Origin of the sequence: Paraburkholderia caffeinilytica, assembly GCF_003368325.1 — a bacterium.
Lineage (GTDB): Bacteria > Pseudomonadota > Gammaproteobacteria > Burkholderiales > Burkholderiaceae > Paraburkholderia > Paraburkholderia caffeinilytica.
Genome location: NZ_CP031466.1, coordinates 1,318,161 through 1,331,147 on the forward strand (window position 1 = coordinate 1,318,161; position 12,987 = coordinate 1,331,147).

The 12,987-nt window shown below is 65.6% G+C and carries 8 protein-coding genes; 3 read left to right on the plus strand and 5 right to left on the minus strand.

Annotated elements, in window-relative coordinates; all coding sequences use genetic code 11:
- Positions 1–18: 18 nt before the first annotated feature.
- From DSC91_RS05960 to DSC91_RS05975, 4 genes are all read right to left on the minus strand, one after another.
- Positions 19–2,748, minus strand: coding sequence for a mechanosensitive ion channel family protein (locus DSC91_RS05960; RefSeq protein ID WP_115777274.1), 2,730 nt, complete (start codon positions 2,746–2,748; stop codon positions 19–21).
- A 402-nt stretch (positions 2,749–3,150) separates the two neighbouring features.
- Positions 3,151–3,501 (minus strand): NIPSNAP family protein, encoded by a 351-nt coding sequence (locus tag DSC91_RS05965; protein ID WP_115777275.1) that lies wholly within the window; start codon positions 3,499–3,501, stop codon positions 3,151–3,153.
- A 188-nt stretch (positions 3,502–3,689) separates the two neighbouring features.
- Complete coding sequence (locus tag DSC91_RS05970; RefSeq protein ID WP_115779712.1) at positions 3,690–5,363, minus strand: MFS transporter; 1,674 nt, start codon at positions 5,361–5,363, stop codon at positions 3,690–3,692.
- A 308-nt stretch (positions 5,364–5,671) separates the two neighbouring features.
- Positions 5,672–7,126, minus strand: coding sequence for a sigma-54-dependent transcriptional regulator (locus DSC91_RS05975; protein ID WP_115777276.1), 1,455 nt, complete (start codon positions 7,124–7,126; stop codon positions 5,672–5,674).
- A gap of 1,234 nt (positions 7,127–8,360) precedes the next feature.
- On the opposite strand from DSC91_RS05975, the gene DSC91_RS05980 reads away from it, so the two are divergent.
- The 3 genes from DSC91_RS05980 to DSC91_RS05990 all read left to right on the plus strand — a co-directional run bounded on the left by DSC91_RS05980 (position 8,361) and on the right by DSC91_RS05990 (position 11,041).
- Complete coding sequence (locus tag DSC91_RS05980) at positions 8,361–8,636, plus strand: hypothetical protein (protein ID WP_115777277.1); 276 nt, start codon at positions 8,361–8,363, stop codon at positions 8,634–8,636.
- Between the two features lie 300 nt (positions 8,637–8,936).
- Positions 8,937–9,563: a methyltransferase family protein gene (locus DSC91_RS05985; RefSeq protein ID WP_162831413.1), complete on the plus strand. Its 627-nt coding sequence runs from the start codon at positions 8,937–8,939 to the stop codon at positions 9,561–9,563.
- A 35-nt stretch (positions 9,564–9,598) separates the two neighbouring features.
- Positions 9,599–11,041, plus strand: coding sequence for a nicotinate phosphoribosyltransferase (locus tag DSC91_RS05990; protein ID WP_115777279.1), 1,443 nt, complete (start codon positions 9,599–9,601; stop codon positions 11,039–11,041).
- On the opposite strand, the gene DSC91_RS05995 is transcribed toward DSC91_RS05990, so the two are convergent.
- A complete protein-coding gene (locus DSC91_RS05995; protein ID WP_115779713.1) occupies positions 11,038–12,960 on the minus strand; it encodes an ABC transporter ATP-binding protein/permease in 1,923 nt (640 codons plus the stop codon). The genes DSC91_RS05990 and DSC91_RS05995 overlap by 4 nt on opposite strands.
- Positions 12,961–12,987: the final 27 nt, after the last annotated feature.

Here is a 12,987-nt window from a genome sequence, read left to right on the forward strand (position 1 = left end):
GTTAGCCGGTGCCGCACTTCACGCATGCGGAGAAGCAGAACCGGGATTGGCGGGTGTTCCTGCGGGCGCTTCAGGCTTGGGCTCGACAGGCGGCTGGCCTTTCGGCGGCGCGTCCGGCGCCGCAGCCTCGGCTGTGGTGTCGGCGGACTCGGCGTCGTTGCGTGCCGCGTTTCCGCGCCTGTCATCGGCGGACGGCGCCGCGTCATTGCCCGCGTTGCCCGCCGACGGCGTGCCGGACGGTAACGCGCTCTCCGGGTCCCACGTCAGCAAATGCCGCTGCGGGTTCGCGATTTCGATGCCGCGCGCGCTGAACTGGTCGAGAATGCGCCGGTTGAATTCGCGCTGCACCCCCCAGCGCGCGGTGTCGCGGCATTGAATCTGGCCGGCCAGGGTCACCGCCGAGCCATCCACCCCATCCACGCCCCAGAAGCTGAAGTCGGACAGGATGCCGTCCTTGAACTTCTCGTCCTCGCGCAGCGCGGCGCCGATTTCCTTGAGCGTGTCGATCGCCAGATCGACGTCCTCGCCGAACACGATATTGACCTTCACCGCCGCATTGCCGAGTCCGCGATTGGTGTTGTTCACGGTCGTGACCGAACTGAACGGCACGGTGTACAGCGAGCCGTCGCTGCCGCGCAGGCGGACGGTGCGGATCGACAGATATTCAACCGTGCCGGATACGCCCGCGAGCGTGACCCAGTCGCCGACCTGCATGGCGTTTTCCATCAACAGGAACATGCCGGTGATGAAATCCTGCACCAGTTTTTGCGAGCCGAAACCGAGCGCCACGCCGAAAATACTCGCGCCCGCCAGCAGCGGCCCGATGTTCACGCCGAGTTCGCTCAGGCCGGTGAGCACGACCACCAGCGCGATCACGCAAAAGAGCGCGCTGCGCAGCATCGGCAGCAGGGTGCGCAGACGGGCGGCACGCACGAGGTCGCCGCTGGTGGTCCAGCGGTTCAGCCGCCGCTCGATCGCCACGTTGGCGCTTTCCCACACCACCAGTGCGATCGCCGCGGCGACACCGATCGTCACCAGCGCCGAAGCCAGCCGATGGCCGATCGACCCGGCCCGGAACAGTTCGCCCATGTCGACGCCCCATACCTGCAGCAGCGCGAGCGTAGTGACAATGCCGATGATCCACGCGACGACCCGCCGCAACAGCGGGTAATAGCGGTAGGCGTGCTCTTGCACGAGCGACTTCTCCGCGTCGCCCTGCACATTGAATAGCCGCGCCATGGCGCCGAAAATCACGATCGCGACGACCCGCGCGCCCACCAGGATCGCCAGCGTCACGCCGCCGAGATGCAGCAGGGTCCGATAGCCGTTCTGCACGTCGAGCGCCCAGATGAACCACAGCGCCATCACCACGAACGCCGCGAACCAGGCCCACGCATCGGCGAGCGCGTTGCCGAACATTTCCAGCGATTCGCTCGCTGCGAAGCGTTTGCGGATCAATTCGCCGACCGGCTGCCTGCATTTCAGGATCAGAATCGAGGTCATGATGTGGCCGGCGAGCGCGACCACTTTCATCAGCGCGAGATGCGCCGCGTCGTTCAGGCCGAGCGACTGCGCGATCTCCGCGAGCGCCGAACCGGCGCCGACCACGGCGACGATCCGCACCATCCAGCGCTGCACGAAACCGGCCCACGCATCGCTCATGCGCAACAGACGCAGGCGGGGCGCGGTGGGCTGCAGGAAGAACCCGCTGACTATCACAATCAGGCGGCACAGCACGTAGATGTCGATCAGCGAATCGAGCGCGCGGTCTTGTGGCGTGCCGTCTTCGGTGAAGATCGACATCAGCGCGCTCGCCGCGCCGATGAACACCGCGAGCGGCACCAGGCGGAGCAGCATCGTCAGGAGCGCGCGCGGCAGGCGCTGCAGCAGCGTCAAGTGATGCACGGCCTTCTGCTGGCCTTTGGGCTCGGTGGCGGTGCTGGTGGCTGTGCCGGTGGTGGTACCGGCGGAGGGCGTGGGCGCTGTTGCGGTCGCGCTGGGCTTTGCCGCCTGTGCCGTTGCATCGGGAGACGCGGGAGAAGCCGGCAGCGGGGGCAACGGCGGCTCGGCATTCAGCGCGGCATTCAGCGCGGCATTCGGTGCGTCGGCCGCTTGCGGACGGACGTCGACGGGCAGGTCGGCGGGCGGCGCAGCGTCGTCGTCGCCACGTCCGCGGCGCGCGGCGAGGGCCGTATACGCGCGACGCAACAGGCGGCGCGCGAGCCATTCGAGCGCGAGCGCGGGCAGCAGTGCCGCCAGCAGCGACCAGGCGACCTGGCCGAGCACGCTGCGCGCTTGCGGATTGGTCGACTGCCAGTGCCACCAGGCACGCACCGAAGCGACGTCGAGCAGCGCGGCGGCCGAACCGCGCAATGACTTGCCGAGATGCACGGCCCAATGCGCGCCCTGGCGCGCCAGTTGCGAGGCGAGGCCATTGGACTGGAAGGCGGCAGGGACGAGCGCGGCGGTGTTGCTGGCCGCGGCGGGTGCCGACGCGGCCGCGGCCGCCGAGGCAGGCGGAGCGCTGAGCGCGCCCGCTGCGGCGATCGCCGCCAGCGTATCGCTGACTTGCGCGCGGCGTGTCGGGTCGTTGAGGACGCTGAGGGCCTGGCGGGCCTGTTCGGGCGTCAGGGTCAGCGCCGCGCCCGATGCCGCGGAGGCGGCGGCGGGTTGCGCCACGGCGGCAAAGACCGGCGAGGCGCTCAGGAGGAGAAAAATGACAATCCGGGCGTGAAGTTGTTTGCGCATAGGGTGTAAGGCAGGCTACCAGGAGCGGACGGCGGTGCCGGGACGCATGGGACGCATGGGTCGATTGGGTCGATTGGGTCGATTGGGTCGATTGGGTCGATTCGGCGGCGTGACCTTGGACCGACACGGGTCTGGTCGTACAAGTTCCATCCGCGGCGGCTTCCAGCGTTCACGCGAGGGTGCGGCCTGTTGCTGCGAATTGTAACGTCAGGCAGCAGAAAGCTTGCCTGGAAGAGGGCGCCGTCGACGGCGCGGCGCGCAAGATCGCGCGACTCGAGGCTGCTGGCGCCGTGTGACAGGCGGCCATGCGCGGACGCAGCCACCGGGGGCTGCGTCGTCAAAAGCGCTGGCGCGAAACCGCACGGGCACTGCGCCACGGGGAGCGCTGCTGCCCGGAGATACCTATTCCGTGGCTTCCACCGAATCCGTCGCCGCCACCCCGAGCGTGCCTTCGACCACCTCGGTAAAGGTGCGCTCCTCGCGCAGAATGAAGCGCTTCGTCTGCGCGAACTGGAAATTTTCCCGCGCTTCGGCGTCGGCTCGCAGCCTCGCCCGATAGGTTTCATAGGCGGCGAGGCTGTCGAAAGCGATCAATCCCCAGGCGATGTCATTGGTCCCTTCGTGGGGCAGAAAGTAGCCGATCAGATGACCGCCGCAGCGCGGAATAATGCGGCCCCAGTTGCGAGCGTAGTCGTTGAAGGCATCGCGTTGGAATGGGTCGATCTGATAGCGGATGAAGCAGGTAATCGTCATGTGCAGGCTCCCGGTCGGGTAGGGGTGTTTGAAGCGGGTGAGTATCAGTATGAAGTTCGTCTGATCGCGACGTTTCACTGCTTTCCGAACTGTCGTTGAGCGGCGCGGGCGGCATTGAATGGAGGCAGTCAATGGCGTTACGAAAGCCGCGCATGGGGAAAGCGGCGCCGCGCCTCGCGGCTCATTCCTTAAGATGCACCCGTTTTTCCGCTAGTCTCGTGGATCGTCAACGTGGCGAGCGCCGCGCCGGCCAATGCGCACATCGCCGAGACCAGTGCCACCGCCCGCAAGGCCGCGCCGAGCGCCTCGGCTTGCGCGCGCGCCACTTCCGCTCGGGTCGTGGCGTCCGTTGCGCCTGGCGCTGCCGAACTCGCGTTCATCGTGTCGTGCGTCAAGCGTGCCGTCTCACGCGCGGCTTGCGGCACGTGCGACGCCGCGAGCCGCGCATCGAGCGCCGCGTCGTGCGACCACACGAACACGATCCCGAGCACCGCGATCGCCAGCAGGCTCGCCACCCTGGCGATGGCGTTATTGATGCCCGAGGCGACACCCGTGCGGGCGGCGGATACAGAGGTCATCACCGTCGTCGTCAATGGCGCGACGGTAATCGTCATGCCGAGCCCGAGCACGACCAGCGCCGGCAGGAAGCCGCGCCAGTACTCGCCACGGACCCAGGGCAGCGCGAGCATCGCAAAGCCGGCCGCCGCGATCACCGGGCCGATGCCCAGCAAGGCCCGTGCGCCGTAACGGCTCGTCAGGCCGCCGGTGAAACGCGACAATAGGCCGATCGTGACGGGCACCGGCAGCAGAGCGGCGCCCGCCTCGGTCGCGCTGTAGCCGTACGCGCGAATCAGCGTGAACGGGAGGAAGAACAGCGCGCCGCCCAGCCCGAAGTAGAGCAGCAGCGTGACGAGGTTCGCGCCGACGAAGTCACGAGAACGGAACACGTCGAGCGGCATCATCGGATTGCGGGTCCTTGCTTCGAGCATGACGAAGCCGGTCAGCACGAAGAGGCCGCCGAGGATCGATGCCAGCACCCAGCGGTCGCCGAAGCCGCGCGCCGAGGCGATGGTCAGGCCGTAGGTCAACGCGGCGAGTCCGGCGGCCGCCGTCACGGCGCCCGGCCAGTCGAGCCTCGGCGGCGCATGCTCGTTGAGCGCAGGGTTCGGCTCCGACGAATCGTCTTCCTGCCGGCTGTCCGGCACGGCGACGACCGCCAGTGCGATGGTTGCGCACGCAATCGGTACGTTCAGGAAGAAAATCGCCCGCCACGAGAACGCATCGACGAGCCAGCCGCCCGCCACCGGCCCGAGCGCCGACGTGATCGCGCCGACGCCGGCCCAGGTGCCGATCGCTTTGCCTCGCTCCTTGTCGTCGAACACCGCGCCGATGATCGCGAGACTGCTCGGCACCAGCAGCGCCGCGCCGATGCCTTGCAGGGCGCGCGCCGCGATCAGGGCGCCGACGCCCGGTGCGAGGCCGCAGCCGATCGAGGCCAGCGTAAACAAGCCGATTCCCGCGATGAACACCCTGCGCCGGCCGATCTTGTCGCCTAGCGAGCCGCCCACCAGCACCAGCGCGCCGAGAAACAGCAGATAGGCGTTGACCACCCACTGGATCGCGGCGACGCTCGCGCCCAGTTCGGTCTGGATCGACGGCAGCGCGACGTTGACCACGGAGCCGTCGATGAACGCCATGCTCGAGCCGAGGATCGTCGCGGCGAGGGCGAGCTTTTTGCGCCGGCACGGGTGAGCGAAGCTGAGGGGCTGGGCACGGATCGCCAGCGCGTCGCACGGGCTCGCCTGGGCGGGCAGAGCGGGGGAAGGGCGGCGCACCTGCGCCGGGGCGGGCTGATCGGCCAAGTCCACTCCCGTCTGGATGAACGGCTTTCAGCATAGCAACGCCTAGGGAGAACCGATAGGCGGTTGTGGCGGCTACAGCGGCCACGGCGGCTACAGCGGCCACGGCGGCTACAGCGGCTACAGCGGCTACAGCGGCTACAGCGGCTACAGCGGCTACAGCGGCCACGGCGGCCACGGCGGGCGACGAGCAACGGCGTCTGCCCGCCTGGGCGGCTACGACGGGTGACGACGGCAAGCCGCCCGGAGCACCGTCCGGGCCGCGGCAAGCGGCTGGGCGCCGGCGCGGCAATATTTGCGCGGAGGCCCGCTCAGGCAGTCTGGGAGGTCAAACCAGCGAATGTGCCTGCCCGCTCCGCCTCGTCGTCGGCATCCGCGCCGCCGTCGGCGTTCGACGCGCGTCCGGCCGCCGGCTCCTGATGCAGCCGGCTCGCATGCATCAGGCGATACAGCGTGGCGCGCGAAATGCCCAGCTCGGCTGCGGCCTCGGACAATTTGTAGCCATGCCGCTGCAGCGCGTGCTCGATGGCGTCCTTTTCGGCCTTGCTGCGGATTTCCGCCAGCGTCACGGCCGGGCCGTTGTCGGTTTCCGGCAGGCCGAGGTCGCTTGCCGTGATAAAGCGGCCCTCGCTCATCACCACGGCCCGGCGCACGCAGTTGATCAGCTCGCGCACATTGCCTGGCCACGGATAGTTCGACATGGCGACGATCGCGTCGCTCGACAGCCCGCGCAATTTACGCGCGCCATCCTGCCGGTACATGCTGAGCGCATAGTTGGCGAGCAGCTTGATGTCGCCGCCGCGCTCGCGCAATGGCGGCTCGACGAGCCGCAGCACGCACAGGCGGTGATACAGGTCGGAGCGGAAGCGGCCGTCTTCGACGGCTTTGTCCAGATCGACGTGGGTCGCCGAAATCACCCGTACGTCGACCGTGATGGGCCCGTTGCCACCCAGCCGTTCGATGGTGCCTTCCTGCAGGAAGCGCAGCAGCACCGCCTGGCACTCGTGCGGCATGTCGCCGATTTCGTCCAGAAACAGGGTGCCTTCGTTGGCGCTTTCGATCCGGCCGATCTTGCGCTGCAGCGCGCCGGTAAAGGCGCCGCGCTCGTGGCCGAACAATTCGGCCTGCAGCAGGCTCGGCGGAATGGCCGCGCAATTGATCGCGACGAACGCCCGGCCGGCGCGCGGCGAACGCTCGTGAATCGCACGGGCGGTCAGTTCCTTGCCGGTGCCCGATTCGCCGGCGACGAACACAGGCGCCTCAGTCACGCCGCACTTGTCGATGCGGCGGTACAACTGCTGCATCGCCTCGCATTGCCCAACCATGCCGTGCCGGCCCAGCGAGGGTTCCGGCGCGACCGGGCCGTGCCGCAGGCTCGAGAGTCCGTGCGCATGGCCGAGCGCGAACACGAGCCGTTCGTTCAGCCACGGCCGGGTCACGAAATCGAAGCAATAATCGAGGATGAAGCGGCTGACCAGGTCGTTTTCCGCCTGGCCCGGCGCGATTTGCGCGACCCAGTTGGTCTCGACGCGCCGCATGCAGGAGGCCAGCGCGGACAGATGTTGGGACGTGCAGTCACCGGGCAATTCGACAAGGCCGACCTTGATATTGTCGCGTTCGATCATGCGTTCGGCGATCGCCGTGCTTTTGGCGTGCACCGCTTGCCAGCCGGATGCGGCCAGGAAGCGGGCGAGATCCTGATCGGGCGAGTTCGACACGTACAGAACGGTGCGTTCAGCGTCGACAGGCGTGCAAGTCGTATTCATGTGACCCCCGGCTCGTTGCTGCTCTCAGAACTGCTCTTCGATGAACTGGACAGACCGGCAATGGCAAATTCACGGTAGCGGCAATGGTGGGGGCGTAGAGCGGCATGAACCGCGAGGTGCTACGCGTCGAACAGATAGCCGGACAGTTTCCAACGCTGAAACCGCCTCGCTATTTCATCCCCGAATCACAAAAGCCGTTGTCTACCCCGGTAGTCTGGCATAGGCGCTCTATGTGGCGCATAGCTAACGATAAGCGAAAGTGCTTTCGAGCGCTATACAAACAAATCTGGATTCAGAAACGTTTTTCCCGCTGCGACGTGCCTCCTTGCCCTTCAAAAATAGCCGGTCAATCCAGTCTATGCGTGGTGTATCGCACAGTGTTGCAAGTCGGATGGCGGTAATCGCGTAACCGATACCGTGCCGCCCAATCACCACGTCTCAAGCTTGCGACATTCCCGGCGACGGCTGCCAGGGCCGTTTCGAGGCCCGAGGCGTCGGCACATTTGACCGGGCCGCGCGGCAAAGCGTGACCGGGCAGGGGCCCGTGAAGCGCGTGTCCAATCCCGGGGGTAGGGAGGCCTCGCTGCAGCGGGTTGAAGGATGAGCCCGTCACGTCTCAAATCCGAATCAACGCGTGCCATGGGACGGGGTCCGGCGCGGTGCGCGGCAGTGAAACCGACCGTGCATCAAGGGCTTGAGAGGGCATGGCATAGCCATTGCAACAGGAGAGTCACAAGTAGATACATTGCCGCCCGCTCCGGTAGCACGGGGAAAGCAGCCGGAACCCGGCGGTAAACATCGTCTTCGTAAGCACGGCCGGGGAAGCCAATGTGTCTTACGAGCGGGCGGCGGGGCCACTGAAAAAACGGACGTCAAAAAAACGGGTTGAATGGTCGATGCGAAGTTTCGGCCTTTCATCACCGGACGACGTGAAGCGCTGACCTCGCCATTTTTTCCGTCAAGCTGGACGGACTCGGCGTTGATGGCCGAAATCGATTGCTATAACGACAGGTACCGTGCTTGCGCAGATTGCGGGCACGCGACGCACAGCACAGAACAGGGAAGGGACAGCGCACGGTCGGGACCAGCCGGCGCGACGAAGCGGGGAGGGATGGCCTAAGTCTCCATAGAGAGGCCCGCATGACGAGGTAGACCAGGCGCCGTGCCGGCGCACTTGCGCGGGCACGGCTCACCTGGATGCGGCCTTGAAATGGCTCACCATTCGGGGGTTGTCATGAACACGATCAGCAAGCCGGCCGCATTGCGGCTGGACCGCCGCACCACGGTTCTCTCTTATCAACGTCTTGTCGCGGGGCCGCGCACGTTGTTCGCCACGCCTCCGGTCGATCTGCTCACGCTGGTGATCGCCGAGGCGCAGAAACGCAAGGCTCAGGCCGAGATTCAGCGCGAAGTGCTGCGCGACACGCTCTATGAAATCCCGGTGTCGCCTGAACGAGGCTACGAGCGCAATGCGAACATCGGCCCATCCGATCCGGACGACTACGTCTGAGCGTCGACTGCTGTCGGCGTGGCCTTGCGCCATCCGGTCACCGAAACCCGCGCGCCGGAATCGAATCCCGGCGCGCGTGGCATGATATGGACATTTGCCCGGTGGGACTGCTACGCTGCGACACTGACAGACAGGCAGCCTTGATGAAGTGGGCTTGAAAAATAATTCGCATATCGAAACGAGCGTGCCATGACAAAGACCACACCTTCGCGGGAGTTCGATGGTGAGGGCCGTCTCCACGATGCCACGATCGTGGACCCGTCGGGCGCAGTGCTGCGCGCCGACGTTGAAGGCAGCGCGATGCCGGCCGGCGGCATGCGCGAGGCGTTGATCGAAGTCCTCGCACGTGTCGCCGCGGCGCTCATGTTGAGCCTCTTTACTTACGCTGCGGTCAAGCAATGGCTCGCGGCGCCCACCCGCGTCACGTTGCTGCTGCTCGTGGTGAGCGCTTTCATGACCTTGGGGTTGTCGCTGTTTGCACGCGTGCCCATCCACCGTGACTGGACGCCTTTCGCCTTCATCTGCTCGGTGGGCGGGACGTTCTATTTTCTTGCCGTGCGGCTTTCGCCCGGCGTCCAACTGATTCCGGAGGCGGCCGGCGCGTCGTTGCAACTACTGGGGATTGTCTGGCAACTGTTCGCGAAGGTGTCGCTGCGCAGGTCGTTCGGCATTTTGCCGGCCAATCGCGGGGTCGTTTCCCGCGGGGCTTACCGGTTCGTGCGTCATCCCATGTACCTGGGGTATTTCGTGACCGACATCGGTTTCCTGCTGGCGAACTTCGGGATTCAGAACGTGATTGTCTACGGATGCCAGTTTGCGCTGCAGGTCGGACGCATTGTGCGGGAAGAGCGGCTTCTGTCCGATGATGAGCAGTATCGGGCGTACCGGGGTAAGGTGCGCTCCCGGGTGATTCCAGGCGTGTTTTGACGGTGTATCGTGTAGTTTTAAGCGCGGCCCCGTCCATGCAAAACGATATCAACCCGTTCAACGACATGGCGTCGATTCTGTCCAATCCGATCCTCAACACGGATTCGTACAAGGCGTCGCACTATCTGCAATATCCGCCGGAAGCGTCGGCGATGTTTTCATACATCGAGTCGCGCGGGGGACGCTACGACCGCACGCTGTTTTTCGGCCTGCAGATGCTGATCAAGGCATATCTGTGCCGGCCCATCACACCGGCGATGATCGAGCAGGCGAAGGCCTTTTTCACCGTGCATGGCGAGCCGTTCAACGAAGCGGGCTGGCGCCACATCGTCGAGCAGCATGACGGCTATTTGCCGGTGCGGATTCGCGCGGTGCCGGAAGGTTCGGTCGTGCCCACGCACAACGTGCTGGTCACGGTCGAATGCGACGATCCTCAGGTGTTCTGGCTGGCCTCGTATCTGGAAACGATGCTGATGCGCGTGTGGTATCCGATCACGGTCGCGACGCAAAGCTGGCATCTGCGCAAAACGATCCGCGGCTATCTGGAAAAGAGTAGCGACGACCTGACGCAACTGCCGTTCAAGCTGCACGATTTCGGTGCGCGTGGCGTGTCGAGTGCGGAGTCGGCGGCGATTGGCGGCTCGGCGCATCTTGTCAGTTTCATGGGCTCGGATACGGTGCTCGGCGTGGTTGCGGCGAACCACTACTACAACGAACCGATGGCGGCGTTTTCCGTGCCGGCCGCGGAGCACAGCACGATCACGTCGTGGGGGCGCGAGCGTGAAACCGATGCATTCCGCAATATGATCGCGAGATTCGGCAAGCCGGGGGCGATCGTTTCGGTGGTGTCCGACTCCTACGATCTGTTTGCCGCGCTCGATGCATGGGGCACGACGTTGAAGCAGGCGGTGCTCGATTCCGGCGGCACGCTGGTGATCCGCCCTGATTCCGGCGATCCGCAGACGATTGTCCTGCAGACCATGCGGGCGCTCGAGACGTCGTTCGGATCGACGGTGAACGGCAAGGGGCGGCGCGTGCTCAACAACGTGCGCGTGATTCAGGGCGACGGTGTGAATCCGGATTCGATCGAGGCCATTCTTGCGGCCATGGATCAAGCCGGCTTTGCCACGGACAACATCGTGTTCGGCATGGGCGGTGCGTTGCTGCAGCAGATCAATCGCGATACGCAGCGCTTCGCGATGAAGTGTTCGGCCATCCGGCTTGGGCACGAATGGCACGACGTACACAAAGACCCGGTCACGGATGCCGGCAAGCGGTCGATGAAAGGGCGGCTTACGTTGCTGGTGAATCGTCACACGGGCGAGTATCGAACGGTGACGCTGCCGGTGGTGTGGGATGACCGTACCGTTGAAGGTGAGTGGGACGAAGCGCTCGTCACGGTTTTCGATTCGGGAAAACTGCTCGTCGATATGGCGTTTTCTGAAATCCGGAAGAGGGCTCACGCGGGTGAGGGTTAGGCGCTTGTCTGGCCGGGTGTTTGGCTATCGCCGCGGGGCGGCCAGATCGCCATGCCGCAGCCCGAGTCGAAATCGCCGTGTCGGCTGAGATTCCAGACTGACACGCCCCGGGCATCGACGTCAATCCGGCAAGGGCTTCCTTCCCGCAGCCGCGCATCCTCGTTCGCGATATCGAAGCGCACCTCCGCGATATTCAGGCGGACATATCGCTCGCCGCGCCTTAACTCGACCGAGTCGACCACGCCGGCATAGGGGCCATCGGGTGAAATGACCACGGCGTGGGACGAGATGCGCCACATGACCCGTTGTCCGGCAGGCATGGCAAAACCGCTATCGCCGGTCGCGATCGTTATCCCTTCGCCAATCGCGACGCGCCCAGGCGCAGTCATCACACCTTCGCCGACGTTGTGCAAGCCGAGTAACCCGGCAACCCGCATCGAGGCCGGCCGTTCGAATACCTCGTCGATGGCACCCGCCTGCAGCAGCCGGCCCTGTTCGACAACCAGGACTTCGTCGGCGAGCAGTGCCGCTTCGTCGGGATCGTGCGTGACGATGATCGTGACCGCCGCAATCTCGCGCTGCAAGGCGCGCAGCGACTGTTGCAAACGACGCCGCCGCGGCGTATCGAGCGCCGCGAACGGCTCGTCGAACAGCAGCAATTCGCTATGACGCGTGAGCGCTCGCGCCAGCGCCACGCGTTGTTTCTGGCCGAACGACAGTTGATGCGGCAAGCGCGCAACCAGTTGTGCCAGGCCGAGATGATCGAGCCAGTAGCGTGCGCTGGCTGCGTCGGCGTCGACGGGAAACGCGAGTTGCTGCGCGACCGTCATGTGCGGAAACAGGCCATAGTCTTGCGGCATGTAGCCGATCTGGCGGCGCTCGGGCGGCAGTGTGCCGAGGTCGGTTGTGCCGAGCCGGACGGAACAGGAAGCGTTGGATTCGAGCCCTGCAATCAGACGCAATGCGAGGGATTTGCCGGAGCCGGACGGGCCGATAATCGCAAGCCGCCGCGTGGCGGGCGCCCATGCGATGTCGAGCTCGAACGCGCCAAGGCGCCGCTGCAGATGAAAGGCGAGGCGCAGATCGGAAGTCTCGCCGCGGCTTGCCGACAGATCCGTGCCGGGTTCGAGCGCCTCGTCGCCGTTTTCGGTTTGCTCGAGCGAGGCTTTCTGCCGAAGACTATAGATCGACAACGCGGCGCAGACGATCGCAATCGCGAGCGTCGGCAGCAGCAGGGGCATCATCGCAGGCAGGCCCTGGCCGCCGAATACGACGTACGTGTACACCGGCAGCGAATACGGGTGATAGGCCACCATGACCGTCGCGCCGAATTCGCCGAATGCGCGCAACCACGCAAGCGCGAGTCCCGCGCGAATCGCCGGCCATGCAACCGGCAACATCACGCGGAAGAAGCGGCTGCCCGCATGGTGGCCAAGCGTTGCGGCCACGTCGTCGAGCACGGGGTCAACGGCGGCAAACGCCGATTTCGCCGCGATGATCAGGAAGGGCGCGGCCACGAAGATTTCCGCGAGCACGATGCCGGCAAACGAATCCGTCAGCGCTCCGCTGGTGAAGCGGCCGACCCAGCTATACGGACCGAGCAGAAACAGCAGCAGCACGCCGCTCGTAAGCGGCGGCAAGGCGAGCGGCAACTGCACGACGAAGCCGAGCAGCGCCATCTTGCGCGAGTTCGAGCGCGCCAGAAAATAGCCGAGCGGCACGCCGCCGAGCAGAATCGCTAACGAGGCCACGCTCGCGCTCGCCGCCGATATGCCGAGCGCCGACCACACCGCGCGCCAGTCGACGTTCGGCCAATCGGCCGCGCCGAGCTGCGGCACGCTCGCGACAAACGGCGCGCACAAATAGATGGCGAGCAGCGCGGCCAGCCACAGCAGCGGACGCGCGGCGGATCGGTTCACCGCTTCTTTTGCCGCCTGTTCCACCGT